This window comes from Novosphingobium sp., from assembly GCF_965229225.1.
Classification (GTDB): Bacteria; Pseudomonadota; Alphaproteobacteria; order Sphingomonadales; family Sphingomonadaceae; genus Novosphingobium.
On the sequence record NZ_OZ245867.1, the window covers coordinates 1,640,788 to 1,666,947 of the forward strand.

The following is a 26,160-nucleotide window of genomic DNA, read 5'->3' on the forward strand; positions in this document are numbered from 1 at the left end:
CAGATCAGCGCTTCACCTGGCACTTGAGGCCGCCGGCCTGCAGCTTGGCGCAAAGCGCGTTGGCAGCCGCGAAGTCTCCCGCCACGGCCTGCAGACGGAACACGGTCGCCATATCGGCCTTGCCCTCGACCACGCGGTGCGACAGGCCCGAGAGTGCATCATGCGCGGAGACGAGCTTGGACCACGCCGTTTCAGCCGACGCAGCTGTCGAGAACGCGCCCACCTGCACGCCGATGCCCGATGCGGGGCCAGCCGGTGCAGGCGCAGAGGCCGCAGCGGAAGGCTTCGGAGCAGGAGTGGCGGGCGTTGAACCGGGGGCCGTGCTGCCGGCAAGATTGGCAACGGGCTTCTCGCCCTCGCTGACCTTGAAGCTTGCATCGCCGGTACCTTCGAACGTCTTGCCGCCGGGATCCTTGGGCGCGATCTTGTAGGGTTCCTTGTCAGCCGTGATCAGGCTGCCATCGGCGGCGGCCGAGCCGGCGTTCCGGTGCGAAATCACGTAGATGCCGCCGACCAGCGCTGCCAGCAGCAGGAACGCCAGCACAGCGAAGCCGATCAGGCGGCTGTTGCCATCCGCCGGTTCGTCGAAATCGACATCGTCCGCGCTTTCCAGCCAGGGCAGGCGTTCCTCGTCGCCAAGGGCGAGGCGATCGTCCTGCGCGCCATCGAAGGGCGTGCTGACGGCATCATGCGCTGCGCCCTGCATCGCCTCGGTGCCCTCGGCGGCAGCGTGCTGCGCTGCTTCACCCCAAGCTGCCGGATTGATCGGCATGCCAGTGTTGTCGTCCCCTTCGCCGGTCCCTTCGGCTCCGCTGATAACCATCGCGTCAAAGCTCCTCGGCGGCCTCTACGCCCAATATGGCCAGCCCGTTCTTCACCACTTGCCCGATTTGAACGCCGAGGAAAAGTCGTGCCGATGTGAGCGCTGCATCCTGTGCCACAATGAAGCGCTTGTCAGGCCGGTCGTTCCCCACGTTCCAATAGGCGTGGAAGCCGGCGGCGAGGTCATAGAGGAAGAACGCCACCCGGTGCGGCTCGCGCGCGGCGGCGGCGCTTTCGACCACGCGCGGGAACTGCGCGGCAAGCTTGACGAGGCCGATCTCCTCCGCGCCCAGCAGCGCGACATGCTCCGGCGCGGGCGCAAAGCCCTCTGCCGCCGCCTTGCGCAAGGTGGAGTGAATCCGCGCATGGGCATACTGCACATAGAACACCGGATTGTCCTTCGAGGCTTCGACCACCTTGTCGAAATCGAAGTCCATCTGCGCATCGGGCTTGCGGGTGAGCATGGTGAAACGCACCACGTCCTTGCCGACCATATCAACCACATCGGCGAGCGTGACGAAATTGCCCGCGCGCTTCGACATCTTGAACGGCTGGCCACCCTTCATCAGCTGAACCATCTGGACAAGCTTGACCTCAAACGGCTTGGGCGTGCCGGATTCGGCGCTGGTCAACGCGGCGACGGCGGCCTTGATCCGCTTGACGGTGCCGGCATGGTCCGCGCCCCATATATCGACGAGCGCATCGGCGGCCTGCGCCTTCTGGAAGTGATAGGCGAGGTCCGCGCCGAAATAGGTCCAGCTGCCGTTCGATTTCTTGATCGGGCGATCCTGATCGTCGCCGAACTTGGTCGAGCGGAACAAGGGCAGCGCCACCGGTTCCCAATCATCGGGCAGCTTGCCCTTGGGTGCCTCAAGCTCCCCGTCATAGACCAGATCATGCGCGCGCAGCCACGTTTCGGCCGCATCGACCTTGCCGGAGGCCTGCAGTTCCGCCTCTGACGAGAACAGATCGTGATGGATGCCAAGCGTGGCGAGATCGGCGCGGATCATGTCCATCATGGCTGCGACAGCGCGGGTGCGGAAGGGCACGAGCCAATCGGCTTCGGGCGCCTTGGCATAGGCATCACCGAATTCGGCGGCGAGCGCCTGCCCGACCGGGACCAGATATTCACCCGGATAGAGCCCCTCGGGCACGGCGCCCACTGCCTCGCCAAGCGCCTCGCGGTACCGCAAGTGGACCGAGCGGGCGAGCACATCGACCTGCGCACCGGCATCGTTGACGTAGTATTCGCGCGTCACCCGGTGCCCGGCGAATTCGAGCAGGCTGGCGAGCGCATCGCCCACCACCGCGCCGCGGCAGTGGCCCATGTGCATCGGCCCGGTCGGGTTGGCAGACACGTACTCGACGTTCACCATGCTGCCCCCGCCCATCCCGGAGCGGCCATAGTCGCCAGCCTTGGCGGCGATCTGCGCGAGTTCGGCGAGCCAGGCGCTGTCTGCCAGCCGCAGGTTGATGAAGCCCGGCCCGGCGATCTCGGCGGAGGCAACGCGGGGTTCGCGCGTCAGCTCTTCCACCAGCAGCGCGGCAAGCGCGCGCGGATTGGTGCCGGCAGGCTTGGCCAGCACCATCGCGGCGTTGGTGGAGATATCGCCATGGCTGGCCTCGCGCGGCGGCTCGCAGGTCACCCCGCTTCGTGCAAGGCCCTCGGGCAGCGTGCCGGCGGCGACCAGCGCATCGAGCGCGCGGTCGATCACACCGGCGAAATCGGCGAAGAGGGGAAGAGCGGAAGCGGTTGCGGTCTCGGTCATGAGCGCGCCGTTAGCCCAACCGCGCGCGTTCGCCAACAAACTAGCGCGCTGGTTGGTGCAGCGTCACGCGCTCTTCAGCACCTTCCACCCGATTACCGCGTAGCGTTGTACTTCAGCTGCGCATCGGTGAGCTGGAAGCCCACCACCAGCTCGAAGCTCGCCTTGGCGAGCGCCGAGCGCACTTCGGGCAGCGCGAGCGGATCGGTCGCGGCGTCGGCCTGCCCGGCCTTGCGCTTGCGAGTGAGGAGCTTGCGCACGTTATCGGGCAGCGTCGCTTCGCTGCGGTCGACAGTCGAACCGGCGCGGCCCGTGGCCTGCGCGCGCTCCTGCCCGTCAACGAAATCGATCGTCACAGAGCCGAGCCGCTTGGCGATCACGACATTGCCGCCGCGCATCACGGCGGAGAAATAGGGAAGCACCACCCGGCGCGCGCCCCGCGTATCGGTGCGGCGCGCATAGACATCGAAGGTGGCTTCGGTGCTGAGCTCGGTCTGGCCCTTGGCATCATCGCAGGTGCTGCGCAGATTGGTGATCGAGGCGGTCAGGTCGATCGCGCCCGCATCGGTGCGGGCGGGATCGGTAAACAGCGTGACATCACCGGTCATGTCCGGAATTTCGACCAGGGGGCACGGGCTGCGCAGCGCGGTGACGCCCACGCTGTCGTCCACCACCAGCTCGCCGCCGCCGCCCTTGCACGCGCCCAGCGTGCCCACGAGGGCCAGCGCAGCCAGCGGAGCGAGACGCCGGAAGGAAGCAGGACGAAAGGCAGACGGGGTCATTCAGGCATCCTCGGGCAGCGTAGAGCGCATCCTCTAGCCACCGCAATCCCCCGGCGCAATGCTGCATGCCCCCCTCGTGGCGGGTTTGCGCAGGCGCGCCCCCCTGCTAAGGTCGCCCGTGATGACCACCACCGCACCGACTTCGCCCGCCGCCGCCCAGAGCGGCCTTGCCCAAACCGATCTGGCCCCGCTCAAGCTGTTGATCGCTGCCCCGCGCGGATTCTGCGCCGGGGTCGACCGCGCGATCGAAATTGTCGAGCGCGCGCTCGACCGGTTCGGCCAGCCGGTCTTCGTGCGGCACGAGATCGTGCACAACCGCTTCGTGGTCGACGGGCTGAAGGCCAAGGGCGCGGTCTTCGTCGAGGAACTCGATGAAGTGCCCGATGGCGCGCCGGTGGTGTTTTCCGCCCATGGCGTGCCCAAAGTGGTCCCCGCCGCCGCGACCGAACGCGGGCTCGACTGGCTTGATGCCACCTGCCCGCTGGTCAGCAAGGTCCACCGCCAGGCGGAACGGCAGGTCGAGGCAGGGCGGCATATCCTCTTCGTCGGCCACAAGGGGCACCCCGAAGTGATCGGCACGATGGGCCAGGTGCCCGAAGGCTCGATCACGCTGGTCGAAACGCTGGACGATGTGGCAGCGCTCGATTTCCCGGCGGGAACGGCGCTTTCGTTTCTCACGCAGACGACGCTTTCGGTCGACGACACGCGCGAGATCGTGGCCACGCTGCGGACTCGTTTTCCCGACATCAGCGGCCCGCGCGCCGAGGATATCTGCTACGCCACGTCGAACCGGCAGACCGCGGTCAAGTCCATCGCGGCGCGGTGCCAGCTCCTGCTCGTGATCGGTGCGCCCAACAGCTCCAATTCGCTGCGCCTTGTCGAAGTGGCCGAGCGCGAGGGCACGCCCGCGCGCCTGATCCAGCGCGGCAGCGAGATCGATCCAAGCTGGCTTGTCGGGGTCGAGACGCTGGGCCTCACCGCCGGGGCATCCGCCCCCGAAGTGCTGGTGCGCGAAGTGGTCGACCGGCTGCGGGAGTGGCGCACGGTGGATGAAGAGACCGTGACCACCACGGTCGAGAACATGGTGTTCAAGCTGCCGCGCCAGCTCGCGGACTGAAGCTGGCCCCATGGCAGTCTACACACACCTCGGCGCGGAGGAGATGGCCGCGCTGATCGCCCGTTTCGATGTCGGCACGCTGGTTTCCGCGAAAGGGATCGCGGAGGGCGTTTCCAACAGCAACTGGCTGCTCGAGACGACCGGCGGCGATGGAAGCGGCGCGCGCTTCATCCTCACCATGTACGAATTCCGCATCGAGCTGGAAGACCTGCCCTACTTCCTGTCGCTGCTCGATCATCTGGCGGCGAGGCGTTGCCCTGTGCCGCGCACGATCCATGACCGGGAGGGCAACCTCTATGTCACCCGGCCCGGGCCGGCGGGGGAAGACAAGGCGCTGGCGCTGATCGAGTACCTGCCTGGCGTCTCGGTCAGCACGCCGACCGCCGGACAGGCACGCGCAGTGGGCGGGGAACTGGCGCGGCTGCACCTGGCCGCTGCCGATTTCCCCGGCAGCCGCGCCAATGGCATGGGCGTGGCGGAATGGCAGCGGCTGGCCGCGGCCTGCGGCGCGGAGGGCCTGGCGCGAATCAATCCCGAACTCGCGAAGATCGTGGCGAATGAACTGCCGCGCCTTGCCGAAAGCTGGCCCACCGGCCTGCCCTCAGGCGTGATCCATGCCGATCTCTTTCCGGACAATGTGCTGATGCTGGGCGACAAGGTCACCGGCCTGATCGACTTCTACTTCGCCTGCAACGACATCATCGCTTACGATCTGGCAGTCACGCATGTCGCGTGGTGTTTCGACAAGGACGATACCTTCCGGCCCGATGTGTCGTCAGCGCTGATCGAAGGCTACGAAAGCGTGCGCCCGCTGAACGCCGATGAGCGCGCCGCGCTGCCGCTGCTGGCCGAGGGCGCGGCGATGCGCTTTGCGATGAGCCGCGCGTGGGACTGGCTCAACACGCCCGCCGATGCACTCGTCACCCCCAAGGACCCGATGGGCCCGGCGCGGCGGCTGGGGTTCTACAAGGCCAATCCGGGGATCTTTGCATGAAGCACGTCGCCATTTTCACCGACGGGGCCTGCAAGGGCAATCCCGGCAAGGGCGGCTGGGGCGCGCTGCTGCGAATGGGCGAGGTGGAGAAGGAACTTTCGGGCAGCGAGCGCGAAACCACCAACAACCGCATGGAAATGATGGCTGCCATCCGCGCGCTGGAGGCGCTCAAGCAGCCCTGCCAGGTCACGCTGCACACCGATAGCCGCTACGTGCTCGACGGCATCACCAAATGGATCTTCGGCTGGCAGAAGAAGGGCTGGAAGACCGCCGACAACAAGCCGGTCAAGAACGAAGACCTGTGGCGCGCGCTGGTCGCCGCGGCCCGTCCGCACAAGATCGAGTGGGTCTGGGTGAAAGGCCACGACGGCCACCCGGAGAACGAGCGGGTGGACAAACTCGCCAGCGATGCAGCTATTGCGGCCTGATCCGGCTCAGTCGGTCGTCGTATCGACCACCTCAGCACCCGGACCGTTCTTCAGCACCGAATCGATGGCATTCTTCGCGCTGGCCTTCGACTTGTAGCCTTCGGTCCAGAAGATCGTCTCATCGTTGTAGCAGAAGTAGGCCACGAACTCGCCGGCCTTGTTCTTCCGGATTTCGAAACGGTGCGCCATATCCTTAACTCCCTAGGTAAATATACGGACCCCGTTCTCGTTTAGCACGACACAGGCCCAGTGGGAGTCGGAAATGCGGCGCTACGCGGCAAACCGAGCGGGCGAATAGCACGCTGCGTCGATCGATTCGGTCATCGCATCGCGCGGCAGGCCGAGCAGTTGCTGTGCGCTCAGTCGCGCGGCAGCGGGCGCGGTCTGGATGCCAAAGCCGCCCTGCCCGGCAAACCAGAACAGGCCATCGCGCGCGGGATCAAAGCCGAAAACCGGCAGCCGGTCGGGCGAAAAGCTGCGAAGGCCCGCCCAGCGCCGCTCCAGACCGAGCACCTTCCAATCGACCGCCTGCTCCATCCGGTCGATCGCCTTGGCGATATCGAGTTCCTCGGGCGCGGCATCGCGCGCTACGTCGGGCGTCTCGTCGTGCGGCGAAAGCCAGAGACGGCCGCCTTGCGGGCGGAAATAGAAATCCTCATCGAAGCTCAGCGTCAGCGGCAGCGCCTCCGGCGGGACCGGATCAACTCGCAGTTGCACCATCGAGCGGCGCAGCGGCTGGATGCCAAGCGGCGCGGCCCCGGCAAGCTGCGCCACGCCATCGGCCCAGGCCCCCGCCGCGTTGACCAGCAGCGCGGCGCGTGCCGCCCCCGGCCCCGCAGCGCCGCTCCACGAGAGCGTCCAGTCTGCGCCCGTGCGCTCCACGCCATCGAGCCGCGCGCGGACCCTGAGCACACTGCCTGCCTTGCGCGCGGCGGCAAGATAGTGCTGGTGCATCGCGGCAACATCGATGTCCGCGCATTCGGGCTCCCACGCGCCGATGATCCAGTTCGGCCGCAGACCCGGCACGATCTGTTCGAGCTGGCGGCGCCCGATGAGCTCGATCCGCGCACCGGCTGCCAGGAATTCCGCGACGAAGGCCTCAGCCGTGGCGCGGTGATCCTCGCGCCCGATATGCAGGCCACCACGCGGGCTGAGGAAGCCGTGTTCGGCGAGCCAAGGCCCCGAGGCCGCGGTGAGCGGATATATCTGCGGCCCGCCAATCGTCTCGTGCCAGAACGCGGCAGAGCGGCCAGTGGTGTGGTAGCCGGGCGTATCCTCCGCCTCGATGAGCAGCACGCGGGCGTGCGGGGCGCATTCGGCCGCGAGGCTGGACCCCGCCATGCCGGCGCCGACGACGGCGATGTCAAAGAGTTCGTGCGCAGTCATAGGCTTCAGACCGCCTTTGCCGGAACTGCGCGATCAAGGAAACTCCCGATCGCGGCCATGACCTGCCGCCGCACCGGATCCGCCTCACGCAGCAGTTCGTGGCGCGCTTCGGGGCCCCATGCGACGAGTTCGCCGCGTGGCAGGCGATCAGCCGCCTGTTCGATGGCCGGCCACGAAACCAGCGCATCGCGCTTGGCCGCAAGCAGCAGCACCGGCGCCATCACCGCTTCGAGCACGCCGCGCGCGCGCAGGCTTTCGATCGAGGCCGCCGCGCGCTCCACCCAGCGCCAGCTGGCCGGTCCGATTTCGAGCTCGGGCCGCGCCGCGCGCCACCACAATTCGTCGGAATAGCGGTCCGAATCATGCGTCAGCAGGTTCATGCGATCGTTGCTGGCAGAGCCGGGCTTCTCGCTCGTCTTCCAGGCCATGCGCTCCGGGTTACCGATCCGGCACATGATCTTTCCATAGATATGCTGAACAAACTGGGGAATCGCCGTGACGAATCCGAGCATCGGCGCGCTCAGCACGACGGCATCGGGGCTGGCCGCACCCTCTGCCACCGCACGCAGAACGAGGTGCCCACCCATCGAATGACCGGCCAGAACATGGGGCCCGGGGGTGGTGCGCGCCCAGTCGGACCACAGCGCGCGAAGGTCGGCAATCCAGATCGAAAAGTCGGCAATATCGCCTACCATTGGGTCCGGCGTCATGCGCCCGGAGGCGCCCTGCCCGCGCCAGTCGGCCGCGCTCACGTGCCAGCCTGCCGCAGCCCATTCTGCCAATGTTTCCAGATACTTCTCGTAGAAATCCGCTCGCCCAGGCATGAACAGGATCGACCCGCGAGCCCTGCCGGCGGGGGGTGCGAAACTGATGCGGCGAACCTCGTGGCCATCGGGCAGAGCCCAGCGCCATTCCCGCGCGGTAGCGGGTATCGTCCGCCTGACATCGCAGGAGCCGTCCAACACTGCATTCACGCCAGCACTCCTGTCACAAAGCTTTGGCGGCATCCGCAAGTGCCCGGATATGCGGCGCCTGTTTGGTTACCGTTTGGTAAGTGATTGTCTCGTATGAGACCCCTCATGCAGGGAACTCACATCGTTTACGGACTGGTCGGGGCCTTGGCAATCGCACTAACGGTTGCCGCGATCACCGATATCCGCCGCCGCCAGATCGACAACTGGCTGAATGCCGCCATTGCGGCGGGTGCTCCGCTGTTCTGGTGGGCATCCGGTCTGGCGCTATGGCCGGGGGTCGCTCTGCAGATCGGCCTTGCGGTGGTGACGTTCTTCGTCCTCGCCGGGCTCTTCGCGCTGAAAGCCATGGGTGGCGGCGACGTGAAGCTTCTCACCGCTCTGGCACTGTGGATGCCGGCGCTGCTGTTCCTCAAATTGCTGGTCATCATGGCGCTCGCGGGCGGCGTGCTGACCATCACGATGGGCATGTGGCACATCGCGCGGCGCCAGAAGGACAAGCTCAAGGTCCCCTACGGCATCGCCATCGCGACCGCCGGACTCTGGATCATCACCACCACCGACTGGAGCGCCTTGCACGCCGTTTCGGCGGGCTGACGCTATATTAACCATTTTGCCCGAAACAAGCGGGCGGATCAAACGGCAGGATTGTAGCCATGGACAGGAAGAAGCTGTTGCTGCTGGTAGGGGCGCTGATCGTGGCGATCGGCACGGCCTTTGCTGCCAGGAGCCTGTTTGCGGGCGCCGCATCGCCGCAGGCAGCGGCCGCCGCGAAGGTGCAGTTGGGCGCCAAGGTGCTCGTCGCCAATCGCGCGCTCCCTGCCGGCACCATCATCACGGCTGACGCCATGGGCTATCAGCCCTGGCCGAAGGACCTTGTCCAGGACGTCTACTTCACCGAAGACAAGACCGACATGTCGAAGCTGCTCGGCACTGTCGTGCGCCATCCGATCACGGCGGGCGAACCGGTGACCCAGGGTAGCCTCGTCTCCCCCGGTGACCGCGGCTTCCTCGCCGCCGCGCTCGGGCCGGGCATGCGCGCCGTCACCATTCCGGTGAGCGCGCGCACCGCCGTTGCGGGCTTCGTCTTCCCCGGTGACCATATCGACCTCGTTCTCACCCAGACGGTGAAAGGCGTGGGCCAGCCGCTCAAGGCTGCCGAAACCATCATGCGCAACCTGCGCGTGCTCGCTACCGACCAATCGACCGAGCAGGAGCAGATCGAAGGCAAGACCCGCGTGCGCACCTTCAGCACCGTGACTGTGGAAGCCACGCCCAAGATCGCCGAAAAGATCGCGGTAGCGCAGACTGTCGGCACGCTCAGCCTCTCGCTGCGCTCGCTGGCCGACAATTCGAGCGAACTCGATCAAGCCATCGCCCTGGGCCAGATCAAGATCCCCACCGGCGCCAGCAAGGCCGATGAGGAGCGGATCATCAAGCAGGCGATGTCGAAGCCCATCGAGGCGACCGGCAACAGCTTCGCCACCGGCGGTGACGTGTCGCGCTTCCAGCCGAAGAACGTCAACAATGCCGATCCGGCTGCCGCGATGGCAAAAGCGATCTCGGCGATGCCGCGGGCGATGCCGGGTGGCTCGATGACCTCCGCTGCCCGTTCGCTCCTGAACCCTGGCCCGGTGGTCCGCGTGACCCGCGGCAAGGATACCCAGGAAGTCAGCGTAGGGAACCACTGACATGACCACCCTCGCTTCCATCAAGGCCCAAACTGCGCCCGCGAAAGGCAAGACCATGAAGGCCCGTATCGCATCCCGCCTCCTCCCTCTCGTCGCCCTCGCTGTTCCGCTGGCGCTCGCCTCGGCTCCCGCGCCGGCCCTGGCCCAGACGGTGACCAGCCCGGCCCGCAGCATCGCGATCTCGATCGGTCGCGGCCAGCTGGTCACGCTGCCGGGCAAGATGACCGACGTGTTCGTCGCCAACGACAACATCGCCGATGTCCAGGTGAAGTCCACCAACCAGCTCTACGTGTTCGGCAAGGCGGGCGGCGAGACCACGGTCTATGCCAGCAACGCGAACGGTGACGTGGTGTGGTCGGCCAATGTCCGCGTCGGCACCAACATCGACAGCGTCGACCAGATGCTGAAGCTCGCGATGCCCGAAGCGCACATCGTTACCTCGACGATGAACAACACGGTGCTCCTCACCGGCACGATCGCCGCGCCCGAGGATGCCGCCGAGGCCGAGCGCCTCGTCAAAGCCTTCGTCGACGACAAGACCAACGTGATCAGCCGCCTCAAGATGGCAACCCCACTGCAGGTGAACCTCCATGTGAAGTTCGCCGAAGTGAACCGCTCGCTGATCCGCCAGGTCGGCTCCAACTTCACAACGATCGACGGCTCCAGCGGCTTCAAGTTCGGCCTGAACCAGGGCCGCTCGCCGGCGACGACGATCACCACCGATCCCAACCTGCCGCTCGGCATTGGCACCTCGGTCAAGGGCTATGGCTTCGATCCCACGACCGGCAAGGCCGTGCTGATGGACGGCACCAACGTGACACCGCTGCAGGGCCAGTCCACGCTGGCGGGCCTGACAAAGCTGTTCGGCGTCAACGTCCTTGGCGCGCTCGATCTGGGCGAAACCATCGGTCTTGTCACTTCGCTGGCCGAACCGAACCTCACCGCGCTCTCGGGTGAAACCGCCACGTTCCTCGCCGGCGGTGAATACCCGATCCCGGTTTCGACCGGCCTCGGCAACACCTCGATCGAATTCAAGAAGTACGGCATCAGCCTCGCCTACACCCCCACCGTGCTCGCCAACGGGCGCATCTCGCTGCGGGTGAAGCCGGAAGTGTCCGAACTTTCGTCTGACGGCGCGATCATCAGCAACAGCTTCTCGGTCTCCGCGCTCACCGTGCGCAGCGCCGAGACCACGGTCGAGCTGGGCTCGGGCCAAAGCTTCATGATCGCCGGCCTGCTGCGCAACAACGCGCAGAACACGATCACCAAGATGCCCGGCGCCGGTGACATCCCGATCCTGGGCTCGCTGTTCCGCTCGACCTCGTTCCGCAAGGGCGAAACCGAGCTGGTCATCGTGGTCACGCCCTATCTCGTCAACCCGGTCGATTCGAGCGAGATCAAGCTGCCCACCGACGGCTTCAAGACCTCGACCGCGCTCCAGCAGTTCCTTGGCCATATGGAATCGGATGGCGTGACGGGTGGTGATCGGCCCAAGCCGACCGAGACGCCCGGCACGGTCCAGTCGAACGGCCCGAAGGTCGGTGCGCTCGATGCACCGCTGCCCGATGCAGCCGGCGCACCGGCCGCGCCCGCAGCCGCGCCGAAGAAGGCGAACCGTCCTGCCCGCAATCGTCAGGCCAGCGCCGATGCGGCGCCCGGCTTCAGCATCCAGTGAGAAAGGGCTACCCCATGTCCATTCGTCTGCCCCGTATCGCTCGTCCCGCCAAGGGGGCCATCCGCGTCCTTTGCCTTGCCGGTGTGCTGAGCCTGCCGCTTGCCGCTTGCAACAGCCCCACTGCCGACATGAACCGCAGCCTTGAAAGCGTGCGTCAGCCGGTCGTGCAGCGCACCAGCTACGTGTTCGATGTCTCGACGCTCCCCGGCGGCGGCCTGCCCGTTTCCGAACAGCGCCGCCTCGCTGGCTGGCTCGATGCGCTGAGCCTTGGTTATGGCGACCGCGTTTCGCTCGATGATCCGGTCGATTCGGATCAGACGCGCAATTCGGTCGAGCAGGTGGCCGGCCGCTTCGGCATCCTCCTCGCCGAAGTCGCTCCTGTGACCGAAGGCGCGATCGCGCCGGGCACCGCCCGCATCGTCGTCTCGCGCTCCGAAGCCAGCGTACCGGGCTGCCCGGACTGGTCGGACAAGATCGACAACCGCACCAACAATGCCACCTCGCCCAACTACGGCTGCGCGGTGAACAGCAACATGGCTGCGATGGTCGCCAACAAGGAAGACCTCGTTCACGGCGCCAAGGGCAGCAGCACCACGCTGGTCCAGAGCAACACCAAGGCGATCGAAGCCTATCGCCAGATGCCGGCCACCGGCGCGCAGGGCCTGAAGTCCGTTTCCAGCAAGTCCGGGGGTAACTGATCGATGAGCGCGACCTGGAAAACCGCCAACCGCGATATGTTCGCGGCCTTCATGTGCGACGACGCGGCGCTCGATGTGCTGCGTCCGGTCACGGCCGACATGGGCTGGCAGCCGGAAAAGTGCAACAAGGGCGGCCTGCGCAACGCGATCCAATCCCTCTCGATCGCGGCGAGCCCGGCCATCCTGATGGTCGACCTCTCCGAAAGCGGCGACCCGCTGAGCGATATCAACGCGCTGGCCGAAGTCTGCGAGCCGGGCACCGTGGTGATCGCTGTCGGCCAGGTCAACGACGTGCGCCTCTATCGCGACCTGCTTGCATCGGGCATCCAGGACTACCTCCTGAAGCCGCTGACACCGGGCCAGGTGCGCGATGCACTGGTGCAGGCGCAGGCGATCTTCGCCTCGCCCAAGTCCGCTGATGGCGCGACCGTCAAGCGCCACGTCTCGACCGCAGTGGTCGGCACGCGCGGCGGCGTCGGCGCCTCGACCATCGCGACCTCGCTGGCGTGGCTGTTCAGCAGCGATCACCGCCTGCCGACGGCGCTACTCGATCTCGATGTGCACTTCGGCACCGGCGCGCTCACGCTCGATCTCGAACCGGGCCGCGGCCTGACCGACGCGATCGACAACCCGAGCCGCATCGACGGCCTGTTCATCGAACGCGCGATGATCCGCGCCAACGATAACCTGGCGATCCTTTCGGCCGAAGCCCCGATCAGCGCCCCGCTGATGACCGATGGCAGCGCTTTCGTTCAACTGGAGGAGGAATTCCGCCACGCGTTCGAAATGACGATGATCGATCTGCCGCGGAACATGCTGATCAACTTCCCGCACCTTCTGGCAGACGTGAACGTGGTGGTCGTGGCCACCGAGCTCACGCTTGCTGGCGCACGCGATGCGATCCGCCTGCTTTCGTGGCTCAAGAGCAATGCCAAGCATGCCGAAACGATCGTGGTGGCCAACAAGGTCCACTCCGGCATCGGCGAGATCAGCCGTTCGGACTTCGAAGCCTCGATCGAGCGCAAGATCAACTACACCATACCCTACGACGTCAAGGCCGCCGCCAATGCGGCCAAGCTCGGCCAGACCTTCGTTGCCGCCAACCGCGCCAGCAAGGCGGGCGCGGCCCTGCGCGACCTTGGCACCGCCATCATCGCTACCGGCAGCGATGGCGAAGTGGTTGATGCCAAGGCCAAGGGCAAGCCCGCCAAGGCTGCCGACAAGGGCGGCAACAAGAACGGCGGCGCACCGGGGGCCAAGACCTCGCTGCTCGGCAAGTTCGACATCAAGAAGATGCTCTCCTCCGGCAAAGCCAAGGCCGGAAACCCCGCATGATCCGCGGCCGGCGCTTGTACCCCTGCACGGGGGCCATCGGCGCCGGCACCGCACGTACTGAGAGAACTGGCAGGACCCAGCCATGAACATGATGCAACTCGTGATCCTTGGCGGCGGTGCGGCGCTGGTTCTGCTGCTGATGGCCCTCGCGCTGAGCGGCCCCTCGGCCAGCCGTGAAGCTTCGCGCCGGCTTCAGTCCGTGCGCTTCCGCCACTCGGAAAGCGCGGTGGACAAGGTCGAGGCGCAGTATCGCAAGGCGGTGGCCAACCGCAAACCTGCCACCTTCAAGAAGGCGGGTTCCGGCTCGCGCCTTGAGGCGCTTGCGCTTCGCCTGCACCAGACCGGCAAGGGCTGGACGCTCTCCCAGTATCTCTACGTGTCGATCGGGCTTGCCGTCGGTATCGCGCTGCTCATCTTCATCAAATCCGGCGCGCTGCTAATGGGAGTCGGTGCCGGCGTGCTGGTGGGTGCGGGTATTCCGCACTGGCTGGTCGGTCGCGCGATCAACAAGCGCAAGGTCGGGTTCGTCGCCAAGTTTCCCGATGCGCTCGAACTGCTCGTACGCGGCCTGCGCTCGGGCTTGCCGATCACGGAAACCCTGGTCGTCGTCGCGCACGAACTGCCCGGCCCCGTGGGTGAGGAGTTCAAGCTCGTCACCGATCGCATCAAGGTTGGCCGCACCATGGAGGAAGCGCTCCAGGAGACCGCCAACCGGCTCGACATGGCCGAGTTCAGCTTCTTCTGCATCACGCTGGCCATCCAGCGCGAAACCGGCGGCAACCTCGCCGAAACGCTGGCGAACCTGGCCGACGTGCTGCGCAAGCGTGCGCAAATGAAGCTCAAGATTGCGGCGATGAGCTCGGAATCCAAGGCTTCGGCCTACATCGTCGGCTCGCTGCCGTTCATCGTCTTCGCACTGATCTACTCCATCAACCCGCGCTACCTCGGACAGTTCTTCGTGGATGAGCGGCTCATCATTGCCGGCATCGGCGGCCTCGTGTGGCTGGGCATTGGTGCCTGGATCATGAAGCAAATGGTCAACTTCGAGATCTGAGACCCATCATGCCAGTCAACCCTCCCCCGCACGGTCCCACGCTCCTCGGCGTCGACGTCATCTACGTCGGCTCGATCCTCATGGGTATCGCCGCCGCCGCGATGCTGCTGGCGATCTACGCCGCGGTCACGGTGCGCGATCCCATGGCCAAGCGCGTCAAGGCGCTCAACGACCGGCGCGACCAGCTCAAGGCCGGCATCGTCACGGTCAACGCGAAGAAGCGCCAGAGCATCGTCCGCCGCAACGAGACGACCGACAGCATCAAGACCTTCCTCGAATCGCTGAAGGTTCTGCAGGACAGCCAGCTCCACGATATCCAGCAGAGGCTGGCACAGGCCGGCATCCGCAAGAAGGAATGGGCCGTCGCGGTCGTGCTCGCCCGGATGATCGGCCCGATTGTGCTCGGCCTGGTGTTCGGCGTGTTGATCTACGGAGTGAACTATTTCCCGCTGTGGTCGGCCTTCAAGAAGTTCGGCCTGTTCGCGGGCGCGGTGGGTTTCGGCTACAAAGGTCCGGACATCTGGATCAAGAACCTCATCAACAAGCGCACCAAGGAAATCCGCAAGGGCCTGCCCGATGCGCTCGATCTGCTGGTGATCTGCGCCGAGGCCGGTCTCACCGTGGACGCCGCCTTCGGCCGCGTCGCGCGCGAACTGGGCCGCGCCTATCCCGAGCTTGGCGATGAATTCGCGCTAACTGCAATCGAACTCTCGTTCCTCACCGAACGCCGCATGGCGTTCGAGAACCTGGCGTACCGCGTCAATCTTGAATCGGTGAAGGGCGTGGTGACGACGATGATCCAGACCGAGCGTTATGGCACCCCGCTCGCTTCGGCGTTGCGCGTGCTCTCGGCCGAATTCCGCAACGAACGCATGATGCGCGCCGAGGAAAAGGCCGCGCGTCTGCCGGCGATCATGACCATCCCGCTGATCCTGTTCATCCTGCCGACGCTGTTCGTCGTGATCCTCGGCCCCGCGGCCTGCTCGATCAGCGACAACTTCCTCAATCGGAAGACGTAAGTAGATTACCCCTCCGTCAGCGCTTCGCGCTGCCACCTCCCCATTTGTCCTTCGGAAAAATGGGGAGGAAAAGAGGAGGGGTTCTCCTGCTCCTCCCCATTTTTGCGTAGCACAAATGAGGAGGTGGCCTGCCGAAGGCAGGTCGGAGGGGTAGCTTCTCTCTCTACCCCGCCACCACCTGCTGCTCGATGGCGCCGAACACGCTGTGGCCCTTGGCATCCTTCGCTTCGATCCGCACCGTATCGCCATGGCGGAGAAACGGCGTTGCCGGCGCGCCGTCGCGGATCGTCTCGACCATGCGCTGTTCGGCGATGCAGGCATAACCGCGCCCGCCTTCGGCAACTGGCCGCCCCGGTGATCCGTCCGGATCGCGATTGGAAACGGTGCCCGACCCGATGATCGAGCCCGCGCCGATCGCCCTCGTCTTCGCCAGATGCGCGATCAGCGTGCCGAAATCGAAGGTCATCTCCTCGCCCGCCTCAAGCCGCCCGAACGCGTGACCGTTGAGGTCGACATGCAGCGGCAGATGAAGCTTGCCACCGGCCCATGCCGCCCCAAGGCTCGCGGGCGTGACGAACACCGGCGAGAAATGGCTGGCGGGCTTCGATTGCACGAAGCCGAACCCCTTGGCGAGTTCATCGGGGATAAGCCCGCGCAGCGACACATCGTTGACGAGACCGACCAGCCGGATGTGATCGAGCGCGGCTTCCGGCGAGACACCTTGCGGCACATCGCCCGTCACCACCACCACTTCGGCCTCAAGGTCGCCGCCCCACGCCTCATCGCGGAGCACCAGCGGATCGCGCGCGCCGCGCAGATCGTCGCTGCCCCCCTGATACATCAGCGGATCGGTCCAGAAGCTTGCCGGAAGCTGAGCGCCGCGCGCCTGGCGCACCAGTTCGACGTGATTCACGTAGGCGCTGCCATCCGCCCACTGGAAGGCACGCGGCAGCGGCGCCGTCGCCTCACGCTCGTGGAAGCGCTTGCGCGGGATCGCCCCGTGCTGGAGCTCGATCGCCAGCGCCTCAAGATAGGGCGCATGTCGCTCCCACTCGTCGAGCAGACCCTGCATCGTGGGCACGACGTGATCGGCATCGGCATACCAGGCGAGATCGTCCGAAACGACGATCAGGCGGCCGTCGCGCCGCTGCGGCAAGCTTGCCAGTTTCATGGGCTTTCCCCTTCGATGGTGCGTACCGCGCGCAACAATTTGTCGAGCAGCGCTCTCAGTTTGGCCGTTTCAGCCGGCGAAAGCGCGGCGAAGATCTTCTCGTAAGTCGAAAGCGCGTTGGGCCAGATCCGGTCGTACATGGCGCGCCCCTCGTCCGTCAGCCACAAGTGGTGCGAGCGCCCGTCCGCCTCGTTCGGGCTGCGCGCAACCAGCGCGCGCTCGCCCAGCATCTTGCACGCGCGGTTCACCGCCACTTTGTCCATCAAGGTCGCGCGCACAAGGTCGCGCTGCGTCAGCGGACCGGCATCGCCGAGCACCGCCATGATCCGCCATTCGGGGATCTTGAGGCCGAATTCGCTATGATATTCGCCCGAAATCAGGCTGCTGACCGCGTTCGACGTAATCGCGAGGCGATAGGGGATGAAGTCGGACAGCCTGGATTGCGTGTCAGCCATACCCCGGTTCTAGGCCTGCCGCCGCGCCGCGCAAGCAAAAGCGCATCCAGCTCTCACCGGATTGGTCACCGGGCGAGAATACCCGCCATGATGAAGTCCACGGTATGCTCGCGATAGCGGTCACGCAATTCCTCGGTCAGCGTGTCCTGATCGAAGCAGTGCCGCAGCACCAGCCGCGCCGAAAAGAACCGGTCCGCCGCACCGGTGACGGTGAAATAGAACAGCTGCGGATCGATCGGCCGGAACACGCCCGCCTTCACCCCGTCGCTGATCAGCCGGTCATAGGCCTTGTTGAGCGGCGCGAGATACTTGTCGGCAATCCGCTTCGCCTCGGACGGGTCGCTGTCGCGCACCAGCCGCATCAGCAGCCGATTGAGGTAGGGGAACGCAAAGTAGGTATCGACGCAGCGCGCAATGTGCATCCGCAGCTTGGCTTCCGGGCTCATGCTGTCCTTGGCGAGCAGCGCCTCGACCGACTTGATGATCGCCACCATGTCGCGGTCGAGCAGTTCGCCCAGCATCCCGGCCTTGTTGCCGAAATAGTACTTCACCAGCGCCGAATTGAGCCCCGAGCGCAGCGAAAGCTCGGACAGCGAGATATCGACCTGGTCGCCCTCGCGCATGATCTGCGAGGCGGTCTCCAGCAGCAGTTCCCTTGCGCCCGGCTGTTCTCCGCCGGTTTCCCCCACTGTTGCCACGTTCGTCTGCTCTTTCATTCCCAGCCCGGTTCTTCCCACCAAGGGTAGAACCCCGGCATATCCGAAGAAACGCGTCCGGGGTAGGCCGGAGCGCGCTTTTCGAGGAAGCTGGCCACACCTTCCTTCGCATCGGCCCCGCGCGAAAGCTGATAGATCGCGCGGCTATCAACGCGGTGGGCGTGCATCGGGTGCGGCGTGGCCGAATTGCGCCACAGCATCGCACGCGTCATCGCTACGGAGACGGCGCTGGTGTTGTCGGCAATCTCACGCGCCAACGCGTGCGCGGCGGGCAACAGGTCCTCCGGCGCATGGAGCGAGCGGACGAGGCCACCGGCCAACGCTTCCTCCGCGCCGAACACGCGCCCTGTCATGCACCATTCGAGCGCCTGGCTCATCCCCACGATGCGCGGCAGGAACCAGCTCGAAGCCGCCTCGGGCACGATCCCGCGCCGCGCAAACACGAAGCCGAAACGCGCCGAAGTGCTGGCGAGGCGGAAATCCATCGGCAGTTGCATCGTCGCGCCGATGCCCACCGCCGCGCCGTTGATCGCGCCGATCACCGGCTTCTTCGAATTGAAGATGCGCAGGGTGCAATATCCGCCTCCGTCGCGCACTTTCACATCGTTCAGCGGCACTTCGGTCGGATCGGAAAAGGGCCGTGCGCCGTCGTCCGGTGTCAGATCCGCGCCCGCGCAGAAGGCCCGGTCGCCCGCCCCCGTCACGATCACCGCGCGCACGCTGTCATCGGCATCGGTGCGGTCGAACGCGTCGATGATCTCGGTCATCATCGTGCGCGTGTAGGCGTTCATCTTGTGCGGACGATTGAGCGTCAGCGTCGCGACGCCATCGGCCACATCGAGCAGGATCTGCGTGTAGTCGGCCATTTTCGGCTCTCTCCCAAAAACAGGGACAGTCCCCATTAAAAGGGGGACTGTCCCTATTTATTCATCAACGCCCGAAGTTACCTCGGCGCCATACGGATCGCGCCGTCAAGCCGCACGTCCTCGCCATTGAAGTAACCGCATTCGATCATGGTCAGCGCAAGCTGGGCGTATTCCGCCGGCTGGCCCAGACGCTTGGGGAACGGCACCGAGGCCGAAAGCGCATCGCGCACGTTCTGCGGCGCGCCTGCCAGCAGCGGGGTATCGAAGATGCCCGGCAGGATGGTGTTGACGCGGATGCCCTCGCTCATCAGGTCGCGCGCGATGGGAAGCGTCATGCCGACAACGCCGCCCTTCGAGGCGGAGTAGGCCGCCTGCCCGATCTGGCCATCCTCGGCTGCGACCGACGCGGTGTTCACGATCGCGCCGCGATCACCGTCTTCCTGCGGGTCAAGCGTCATCATGCCCGCCGCCGATTTGGCGATGCAGCGGAACGTGCCGACGAGGTTGATCTGGATCAGCCAGTTGAAGGCTTCGAGCGGAAAGTGCTTGATCGAGCCGTCTTCCTTGCTGCGGCTGGCGGTCTTCACCGCGTTGCCGGTGCCCGCGCAGTTCACGAGGATGCGCTCCTGCCCGATGGCCGCGCGCGCCTTGGCAAAGCCAGCGTCCACGCTCTCGTCGCTGGTCACGTTCACTTCGCAGAACACGCCGCCGATTTCCGCCGCGACGGCCTCGCCCTTTTCCTTCTGCATGTCGAAGATGGCGACCTTCACGCCCTTCGCGGCCAGCGCGCGGGCGGTGGCGGCACCAAGGCCGGAAGCGCCGCCGGTGACGACTGCGGAAACGGAACTATCAAGCTTCATGGCAATTCTCTCCCAAAAACATAAACGTGTCCCTCTCCCCATGGGAAGGGATTAGTTACATCATTTCAACGATGGTCACGTTGGCAACGCCGCCGCCTTCGCACATCGTCTGCAAACCATACTTGCCGCCGCGCGCCTTCAGCGCATGGAGCAGCGTGGACATCAGCTTGGTGCCCGAAGCGCCAAGCGGGTGGCCGAGCGCAATCGCGCCGCCGTTCACGTTGAGCTTCTCCGGGTCCGCGCCGGTGTGCTTCAGCCAGGCCATCGGCACCGAGGCGAAGGCCTCGTTCACTTCATAAAGGTCGATATCGCTGATCTTCATGCCGGCCCGCTGCAGCGCGCGGTCGGTGGCGAAGAGCGGTTCTTCCAGCATGATCACCGGATCGCCCGCCGTCACGGTCAGGTTGTGGATGCGCGCCAGCGGGGTGAGGCCGTGGGCCTTCAGCGCCGCTTCCGAAACGATCAGCGCCGCGCTCGCGCCGTCGCAGATCTGGCTGGAGCTCGCCGCGGTCAGCGAGCCATCGGGCGAGAGCAGCTTGACGCCCGAGATCGATTCAAGGCTCGCATCGAAGCGGATGCCTTCGTCCACGGTGTGCATGGCGGGGCCGTCCGCCGTCTCGATGGCGATGGGCACGATCTCGCCGCCGAAGGCGTTCGCCTGCGTCGCGGCAATCGCCTTGAGGTGGCTGGAGAGCGCGAACTGATCGAGTTGATCCTTGGTGAAGCCATGCTTCTTCACGATCATTTCCGCGCCCATGAACTGCGAGAACATGATGCCCGGATACTTCTCTTCCAGCTGCGGCGACTTGTAGTTGCCCAGCCCCTCTTTCATGTGAAAGATCGCGGTGGAGCCCATCGGCACGCGGGTCATGCTCTCGACGCCCGCGGCGATCACCATGTCCTGCACGCCCGACATCACTGCCTGCGCGGCAAACTGGATCGCCTGCTGCGAAGAGCCGCACTGGCGGTCGATCGTGACGGCCGGGACCGAATCCGGCAGGCGCTTCGCGGCGAGCACGGCATTGCGCCCCACCTGCCCCGCCTGCTGCCCGCCCTGCGAGACGCAGCCCATGATGACATCATCCACCGCCGCGCCATCGATCCCCGTGCGCTCGACAATGGCATCCAAGGTCGCCGCCGAAAGATCGACCGGGTGAACCCCCGCCAGCCGCCCATTCCGCCGCCCGCCAGCGGTCCGCACTGCATCAACGATATAGGCAACAGCCATGGCACTCGACTCCCGTATGCGTTCGTTTAACTGAACGATTAAGGGGTGTCGGGGGTGGGGTCAAGGGATTGGGGTGGGGATGGTGGGGGCGTACCTTGTGCGTTGGCGAAGATGATCACTGCGCGATAAATCTGTGGCAATCCTATCAATAAAATCTTTAAATATGAGCATATTATCATTGATATCCATATATATCAGCATATAATGCTAATTAGTAATTAAAACAATCTGTATTTTTTAAATCTATTTAAATAGAATAATTTCTAGCACTGATTTTTATTTCGACTTTTTTCTTTTTTGAGATTTCTTGGCAAAAAATTATTTAATTTTATTTTGTGAATTTTGTTATTTTCTTCTAGTTTTTTACCTACTGACAGTTATTGCGCTTGAATTGACAGGGCAGTATACTCTTTGCCGGAGAGGGGGATTCATGCCTGAGTTGGATAACCTGCAAGCGAATGAGCCCATTGGGGGAAGCTATAAGGACCGCTCGAGAACTCGAAAGGGCATGCTTCCAGCGCCGATCATCTGGTGGCCTCTCGTCGTTGGTGCCTTTTGCGTGCTAGCCGCAATCGCGGTTGAGCATGGGATTTGGGTCCACGCAGATGGCATTCCTAGTGGGGCTACTACAGCGGATCATCATTCAACTGCGCCGTCGAGGATATTTAATTTTTCGGTGCCGATTCTCTGGCTCGCGGAGATCGGCTACGCACTGATTATCGCTTGGGTCGTTGCGATCGCTATTGAAGCCGGTTCGCGCAAGGAGCACAATCAAGCGATTGAAGAATCCCGCCGCCTAATTTCCCAAGATGTGTTTCAAGGCGTGTACTCTATTAGGCACGATCCGGACTATGTCCGATCAGTCATCTCGACCTGCCTTGAAGAGACCTTGATGCGGGAAAACTATAGCTTGAGCTACAAGGTAGAGAGCCTATCGGGTAAGGCGGCAGAAGCTGCGGGCGACGCCAAAGATAAGCTCGTGCTTGTAACAGTCACAGTCCGGTACGACCTTCGAAACGTTGGGCCCGCTGATCGAACCTATACCTCGACCTATGGCATCCCCGTTCGGGAAGGACCGCTTGAAGAGCATGCTAAGGTGACGCTTATCCAAATTGCGGACGAAACAATTGAGGGCGAGGCACTCCGAAGCCGCGGCAAGAAGACAGACGATGGCGAGCTGGACTATGAGTTCCGTGTGGAACTGCAGGCTCAAGAAAGTAAGGAGGTGTTAATAGAAGCCGTGTTAGTCAAAGATATGTCCGATAATGACACATTCGGTTTTCGTAGGCCCACAATGGGAGCTACGATCCGACTTGACGTAAGTGTGCCTGGGCTAAAATTTGGTGCCTCGGAACGCACGGCGTCAACAATGAAGGTCGTGCGGGCACCCCATCCGGGCAGAACAGCCGAATGGAAGGTCGATGGCCCTATCCTACCATTTAATAGCGTAAACCTCTGGTGGCGCCCCAGTGTGGGCACTGCGATCGAGGATGACGTCGCAAAGGTCGCAGCCCACGCAACTGTTTATGATCAGACGGCCCAGGTCGAACCAGCTTCTGATACCCCCCGTTGAGAACAAGGTTCGCCTTGCGATGTTGGGTTTGATCGCCTACCTAACCCTCAGGACCATTCTGGACATCAAAAAGGAGACGCGAAATGAATACCTTGAAGATCGGCGATGGTGGCTCGAACGGTTAACCGTCGCATCTCACGAGCATGAAACGGCGGCGGTTACGCCGCCGTTTCTTTTTAAGCGAACCCCTTTAGATGATAGTCGCAATGGACAGGGGGCAAACTCATCCGGTGTGGTAAAAACGCCCCATTGAATGACGTTACATAACCAACCAGGTCAACTGTGCAGGCAGCCCTGCCGCATCGCGCATATAATATGTGCAACACACGGCTTGATAGGCAAGCTCACTAGTCCCCTCACCCCACCAACCGGTCCGTCCGCGCCGCCATTTCGCGCCACAGGCCATGCCCGCCCAGCCCCGCCACGCGCTTGCCCAGCCGCTCGGCCCAGAAGGCGTCGCCGCCGAATTCGCTGCGCCAGCCCATCAGGCGGCGGGTCAGGTGGTTGAGGGCGTATTCGATGGTGAAGCCGATGGCGCCGTGCATGCGGTGCGCGATGGGCACCGCGCGGTCCACGGCGATCCCCATGCGCAGCTTGGCCGCCGCGATCTCGAAGCTGGCGTGCCCGTAATCGAGCGCCGCCGCGCAGGCTGCGGCGGAGGCGTCGACGGCTGCCGCCTCCTCGGAAAACTCGGCCATCGCCTGCTGCACCGCCTGGAACTTCGCCAGCGCACGGCCGAACTGGACGCGGGTGTTCACGTGATCGATGGCCAGCGTGAACGCCGCCTCCAGCGCGCCCGAGGCCTGCGCCACGCGAGCGAACGCGCCCAGCGCCAGCAGATCGACGTCACACGCCGCCGTTGCCGCTGCTGCGCCTGTGAAGCTGATGGCATCCCAAGGCTCACCTGCAGGGGAAAGCCCTTCGTCGAACGCGAGAGACTCGGCTTGATAGAGCGAGAGTGTGCCGCCCTCCACATGCACCACCGCCGCAGCATGGCGGCCATAGGGCACGCGGGCTCCGGGCGCGGCGATGGAAATCAGGCCCTCTGGCGCGGCAATCTCCGCCTTCGCCAGCAGGTAATGCGCGATCACCGGCTCGGCCAGCGGCGCGGCCAAGGCGTTCAGCCCCGCAAGGCGCAGCACGGCGAGCACATCGCCCCAGTCCCCGCCGAAGCCGCCCGCATCCTCTGGCACCAAGAGCGAGGCAAAGCCCGCCTCGGCCACTTGCGGCCAGGCCACATCGAAAGGCTTGCCCGCCAGATCGGCGAACAGGCCGGCTGCCATGTCGGTCAGCAGTGTACGGTTGTCGCTCATCAGAGCTTGTTCCTCATGAAAAACTCAAACCCCAACTCCGTTCGTGTCGAGCGAAGTCGAGACACATGAACGCCGCGCTTGGTGTCTCGACTTCGCTCGACACGAACGGGGCGTGGGAAAATGTTCACCGCAGGCCGAGGCCCTTGGCAATGATCCCGCGCAGCACTTCCGGCGTGCCGCCGCGCAGCGAGAAGCTCGGGCTCGCGACCAGAATCCATGTCAGCAGGCGCGAGAGGTCGCTCTTGCCCGCAAGGTCTGCGGAGACAGCCGCCTGCACCATGCGCGGCAGCGCCTGTTCGTAGGCATTGCCGAGGTCCTTGACGATGGCGGCCTCGACCACCGGATCCTCGCCCGCCGCCAGCTTGGCGATGGTGGACATCGACATCTGCCGCAGCGTCCACATCTCCGCCGTAAGCCGCCCGATCAGCTGCGCGGTCGGCGCGTCGGGCTCCGGCCCCATGGCGTCGATCAGTGCGACAAGCAGCATGTGGCTGGAGAGATAGCGCTCCGGCCCCGACCGTTCGAGCGCGAGTTCGGCCACGACCTGCTTCCAGCCATTGCCTTCCACGCCCACCAGCGCATCATGCGGCAGGAGGACATCCTCGAACCAGATCTCGTTGAAGTGGTGCGTGCCCGTCATGTCGATGATCGGGCGGATGGTGATCCCCGGCGTATCGAGGTCGATCATCATCTGCGAAAGGCCGGTGTGGCGCTCGCTGCCCTCTTCGGTGCGCAGCAGGGTGAGCGCGGCGTGGCTGCGATGTGCGCCGCTGGTCCACACCTTCTGGCCGTTGATGCGCCAGCCCTCGTTGGTCTTCTTCGCCGAAGTGCGCACGCTGGCAAGGTCCGATCCCGAGCCGGGTTCGGACAGGCCGATGCAGGCGTAGATCTCGCCCCGCGCCATGCCCGGCAGATACTTCTCGCGCTGCGCCTCGGTGCCATAGCGCAGGAGGAGCGGGCCGGTCTGCCGGTCGGCAATCCAGTGCAGCCCCGCAGGCGCGCCTGCCGCGAGCAGCTCTTCCAGCACGACATAGCGTTCGAGCATCGTGCGCTCGTGCCCGCCATATTGCTTGGGCCAGGTCATGCCGAGCAGGCCGGCGCTGCCCAGCGCCTTCGAGAATTCCTCGTCGAAGCTGAACCAGCAATTGGCGCGCAGCTCGATCGGCCACTTGGCTTCGTGCTTCGCCACAAGGTCGCGAACCTGTTGGCGCAGGGCGGGAATGTCCCCCTCAGGGAGGAACGGATGGAGCGGGAATATTTGCATCACCGCCGTCACTATGGCAGCGCGCGGGCCATCGCAATCGCAAGATTGCTAGTGCCACAGCCCAGAGGGGCAAATCGGGAGAGCCACCATGACCACCCCATTCCTCCACGAAGAGCGCCGCGGCCGCGTTGCCATCCTCACCATGGACCGCGCCGAATCGATGAACGCCATTGGCACGCTGGAAGATTGCGACAACATCGTCGATACGTTCTTCCGCCTGGCGAACGACCGCTCGGTCAGCGCCATCGTGTTGACGGGTGCGGGCCGCGCCTTCTGCACGGGCGGCAACATCAAGGGCATTCGTGATCGGCAGGGCATCGGCCCGCTCGACCAGCCCGACTCGACCGCCGCGAACTACCGGCGCGGCGTCCAGCGCGCGACCCGCGCCATGCTTGATTGCGAAGTGCCGATGATCGCGGCAATCAACGGCCACGCCATCGGGCTCGGCCTCGATCTGGCCTGCGTGTGCGATCTGCGCCTTGCCGCCGATAGCGCGAAGATGGCGGCCAGCTTCATCAAGGTCGGCATCATCCCCGGCGATGGCGGCGCTTGGACGCTGCAGAAGATCATCGGCTATTCGAAGGCGGCGGAACTGTTCCTGACGGGCCGGACGTTCGATGCTGCCTATGCCCAGTCCATCGGGCTTGTTGGCGATGTGGTCCCGGCGGACCAGCTGCTGGAAAAGGCCGTCGCGCTCGCCGAGGAAATCGCCGCCAACAGCCCCCGCGCGCTGCGCCTGACCAAGCGCTTGCTGCGCGAGGCCCAGCATGGCCGCGCGGGCGATGTGCTCGAGCTTTCGGCTGCGTTCCAGGCCATCGTGCATGAAACTGCAGACCACAAGGAAGCGGTGAACGCGATTCTGGAAAAGCGCGCTCCGGTTTTTACAGGGGATTGAGACGGGGTGCGCCCCTCTTCCCGTCCGCCCCCAACCCCGCTCATGCTGAGCTTGTCGAAGGATGCTGGCACAGCCGCCGTG

Annotated in this window: 26 protein-coding genes; 12 read left to right on the forward strand and 14 right to left on the reverse strand. The window is 64.8% G+C overall.

What is annotated here, in order from left to right; genetic code table 11:
• Positions 1 to 4: 4 nt before the first annotated feature.
• The 3 genes from ACO06X_RS07400 to ACO06X_RS07410 form a co-directional block, all read right to left on the reverse strand.
• Entirely contained in the window at positions 5 to 823 is an 819-nt protein-coding gene (locus ACO06X_RS07400) for an SPOR domain-containing protein (RefSeq protein ID WP_421839287.1), read from the reverse strand.
• A gap of 4 nt (positions 824 to 827) precedes the next feature.
• The gene (gene argS, locus ACO06X_RS07405) at positions 828 to 2,591 is read right to left on the reverse strand and encodes an arginine--tRNA ligase (RefSeq protein ID WP_421839288.1); all 1,764 of its coding nucleotides are present in this window, start codon (positions 2,589 to 2,591) and stop codon (positions 828 to 830) included.
• A gap of 92 nt (positions 2,592 to 2,683) precedes the next feature.
• A complete protein-coding gene (locus tag ACO06X_RS07410) occupies positions 2,684 to 3,370 on the reverse strand; it encodes a hypothetical protein (RefSeq protein WP_421839289.1) in 687 nt (228 codons plus the stop codon).
• 121 nt (positions 3,371 to 3,491) lie between these two features.
• Between ACO06X_RS07410 and ispH the strand changes: the two genes are divergently transcribed.
• Genes ispH through rnhA form a run of 3 tightly spaced genes read left to right on the forward strand, consistent with a single transcriptional unit; the run spans position 3,492 to position 5,909 of the window.
• Positions 3,492 to 4,487 (forward strand): 4-hydroxy-3-methylbut-2-enyl diphosphate reductase, encoded by a 996-nt coding sequence (gene ispH / locus ACO06X_RS07415; protein ID WP_421839290.1) that lies wholly within the window; start codon positions 3,492 to 3,494, stop codon positions 4,485 to 4,487.
• A gap of 10 nt (positions 4,488 to 4,497) precedes the next feature.
• On the forward strand, positions 4,498 to 5,481 hold the full coding sequence (gene thrB / locus ACO06X_RS07420) for a homoserine kinase (RefSeq protein ID WP_421839291.1): 984 nt from the start codon (positions 4,498 to 4,500) through the stop codon (positions 5,479 to 5,481).
• A complete protein-coding gene (rnhA, locus tag ACO06X_RS07425; RefSeq protein WP_421839292.1) occupies positions 5,478 to 5,909 on the forward strand; it encodes a ribonuclease HI in 432 nt (143 codons plus the stop codon). The genes thrB and rnhA overlap by 4 nt, the downstream gene beginning before the upstream one ends.
• Before the next feature lie 6 nt (positions 5,910 to 5,915).
• On the opposite strand, the gene ACO06X_RS07430 is transcribed toward rnhA, so the two are convergent.
• The 3 genes from ACO06X_RS07430 to ACO06X_RS07440 all read right to left on the reverse strand — a co-directional run bounded on the left by ACO06X_RS07430 (position 5,916) and on the right by ACO06X_RS07440 (position 8,269).
• Positions 5,916 to 6,098: a YegP family protein gene (locus tag ACO06X_RS07430; RefSeq protein ID WP_298165593.1), complete on the reverse strand. Its 183-nt coding sequence runs from the start codon at positions 6,096 to 6,098 to the stop codon at positions 5,916 to 5,918.
• Between the two features lie 81 nt (positions 6,099 to 6,179).
• Complete coding sequence (locus ACO06X_RS07435) at positions 6,180 to 7,295, reverse strand: NAD(P)/FAD-dependent oxidoreductase (RefSeq protein ID WP_421839293.1); 1,116 nt, start codon at positions 7,293 to 7,295, stop codon at positions 6,180 to 6,182.
• A 5-nt stretch (positions 7,296 to 7,300) separates the two neighbouring features.
• Positions 7,301 to 8,269: an alpha/beta hydrolase gene (locus ACO06X_RS07440; RefSeq protein ID WP_421839294.1), complete on the reverse strand. Its 969-nt coding sequence runs from the start codon at positions 8,267 to 8,269 to the stop codon at positions 7,301 to 7,303.
• A gap of 105 nt (positions 8,270 to 8,374) precedes the next feature.
• Between ACO06X_RS07440 and ACO06X_RS07445 the strand changes: the two genes are divergently transcribed.
• The 7 genes from ACO06X_RS07445 (at position 8,375) to ACO06X_RS07475 (ending at position 15,738) form a co-directional block, all read left to right on the forward strand.
• Positions 8,375 to 8,863, forward strand: a complete 489-nt coding sequence (locus tag ACO06X_RS07445; RefSeq protein WP_421839295.1) for an A24 family peptidase — start codon at positions 8,375 to 8,377, stop codon at positions 8,861 to 8,863.
• Between the two features lie 59 nt (positions 8,864 to 8,922).
• Positions 8,923 to 9,957 carry a Flp pilus assembly protein CpaB gene (gene cpaB, locus ACO06X_RS07450; RefSeq protein WP_421839296.1) on the forward strand — a complete coding sequence of 345 codons (1,035 nt, stop codon included), beginning with the start codon at positions 8,923 to 8,925 and terminating at the stop codon, positions 9,955 to 9,957.
• 1 nt (position 9,958) lies between these two features.
• Positions 9,959 to 11,632, forward strand: a complete 1,674-nt coding sequence (locus tag ACO06X_RS07455) for a type II and III secretion system protein family protein (RefSeq protein ID WP_421839297.1) — start codon at positions 9,959 to 9,961, stop codon at positions 11,630 to 11,632.
• 14 nt (positions 11,633 to 11,646) lie between these two features.
• Positions 11,647 to 12,330 carry a CpaD family pilus assembly protein gene (locus ACO06X_RS07460; RefSeq protein WP_421839298.1) on the forward strand — a complete coding sequence of 228 codons (684 nt, stop codon included), beginning with the start codon at positions 11,647 to 11,649 and terminating at the stop codon, positions 12,328 to 12,330.
• 3 nt (positions 12,331 to 12,333) lie between these two features.
• Complete coding sequence (locus ACO06X_RS07465; protein WP_421839299.1) at positions 12,334 to 13,665, forward strand: pilus assembly protein CpaE; 1,332 nt, start codon at positions 12,334 to 12,336, stop codon at positions 13,663 to 13,665.
• Positions 13,666 to 13,747: 82 nt separating this feature from the next.
• Positions 13,748 to 14,719 carry a type II secretion system F family protein gene (locus ACO06X_RS07470; protein ID WP_421839300.1) on the forward strand — a complete coding sequence of 324 codons (972 nt, stop codon included), beginning with the start codon at positions 13,748 to 13,750 and terminating at the stop codon, positions 14,717 to 14,719.
• Between the two features lie 8 nt (positions 14,720 to 14,727).
• The gene (locus tag ACO06X_RS07475) at positions 14,728 to 15,738 is read left to right on the forward strand and encodes a type II secretion system F family protein (protein ID WP_421839301.1); all 1,011 of its coding nucleotides are present in this window, start codon (positions 14,728 to 14,730) and stop codon (positions 15,736 to 15,738) included.
• A gap of 163 nt (positions 15,739 to 15,901) precedes the next feature.
• Here ACO06X_RS07475 and ACO06X_RS07480 read toward each other — a convergent pair whose 3' ends face one another.
• The 6 genes from ACO06X_RS07480 to ACO06X_RS07505 form a co-directional block, all read right to left on the reverse strand.
• Positions 15,902 to 16,909 (reverse strand): fumarylacetoacetate hydrolase family protein, encoded by a 1,008-nt coding sequence (locus ACO06X_RS07480; RefSeq protein WP_421839302.1) that lies wholly within the window; start codon positions 16,907 to 16,909, stop codon positions 15,902 to 15,904.
• A complete protein-coding gene (locus ACO06X_RS07485; protein ID WP_298165571.1) occupies positions 16,906 to 17,364 on the reverse strand; it encodes a MarR family winged helix-turn-helix transcriptional regulator in 459 nt (152 codons plus the stop codon). Before ACO06X_RS07485 ends, ACO06X_RS07480 begins: the two co-directional genes overlap by 4 nt.
• A 65-nt stretch (positions 17,365 to 17,429) precedes the next feature.
• Positions 17,430 to 18,080, reverse strand: coding sequence for a TetR family transcriptional regulator (locus tag ACO06X_RS07490; RefSeq protein ID WP_421839303.1), 651 nt, complete (start codon positions 18,078 to 18,080; stop codon positions 17,430 to 17,432).
• Positions 18,077 to 18,946 (reverse strand): crotonase/enoyl-CoA hydratase family protein, encoded by an 870-nt coding sequence (locus ACO06X_RS07495; protein ID WP_421839304.1) that lies wholly within the window; start codon positions 18,944 to 18,946, stop codon positions 18,077 to 18,079. The genes ACO06X_RS07490 and ACO06X_RS07495 overlap by 4 nt, the downstream gene beginning before the upstream one ends.
• 77 nt (positions 18,947 to 19,023) lie before the next feature.
• Positions 19,024 to 19,806 carry an SDR family NAD(P)-dependent oxidoreductase gene (locus ACO06X_RS07500; protein WP_421839305.1) on the reverse strand — a complete coding sequence of 261 codons (783 nt, stop codon included), beginning with the start codon at positions 19,804 to 19,806 and terminating at the stop codon, positions 19,024 to 19,026.
• A 55-nt stretch (positions 19,807 to 19,861) separates the two neighbouring features.
• Complete coding sequence (locus ACO06X_RS07505; RefSeq protein ID WP_421839306.1) at positions 19,862 to 21,034, reverse strand: acetyl-CoA C-acetyltransferase; 1,173 nt, start codon at positions 21,032 to 21,034, stop codon at positions 19,862 to 19,864.
• Positions 21,035 to 21,341: 307 nt separating this feature from the next.
• Between ACO06X_RS07505 and ACO06X_RS07510 the strand changes: the two genes are divergently transcribed.
• Positions 21,342 to 22,607, forward strand: coding sequence for a hypothetical protein (locus ACO06X_RS07510; protein ID WP_421839307.1), 1,266 nt, complete (start codon positions 21,342 to 21,344; stop codon positions 22,605 to 22,607).
• A gap of 356 nt (positions 22,608 to 22,963) precedes the next feature.
• On the opposite strand, the gene ACO06X_RS07515 is transcribed toward ACO06X_RS07510, so the two are convergent.
• Both ACO06X_RS07515 and ACO06X_RS07520 read right to left on the reverse strand, forming a co-directional pair.
• A complete protein-coding gene (locus ACO06X_RS07515) occupies positions 22,964 to 23,920 on the reverse strand; it encodes an acyl-CoA dehydrogenase family protein (protein WP_421839308.1) in 957 nt (318 codons plus the stop codon).
• Positions 23,921 to 24,044: 124 nt separating this feature from the next.
• Entirely contained in the window at positions 24,045 to 25,184 is a 1,140-nt protein-coding gene (locus tag ACO06X_RS07520; protein ID WP_421839309.1) for an acyl-CoA dehydrogenase family protein, read from the reverse strand.
• Positions 25,185 to 25,272: 88 nt separating this feature from the next.
• Here ACO06X_RS07520 and ACO06X_RS07525 point away from each other — a divergent pair, with 88 nt between their 5' ends.
• Positions 25,273 to 26,079, forward strand: a complete 807-nt coding sequence (locus tag ACO06X_RS07525) for a crotonase/enoyl-CoA hydratase family protein (protein WP_421839310.1) — start codon at positions 25,273 to 25,275, stop codon at positions 26,077 to 26,079.
• The last annotated feature ends 81 nt before the right edge of the window (positions 26,080 to 26,160 follow it).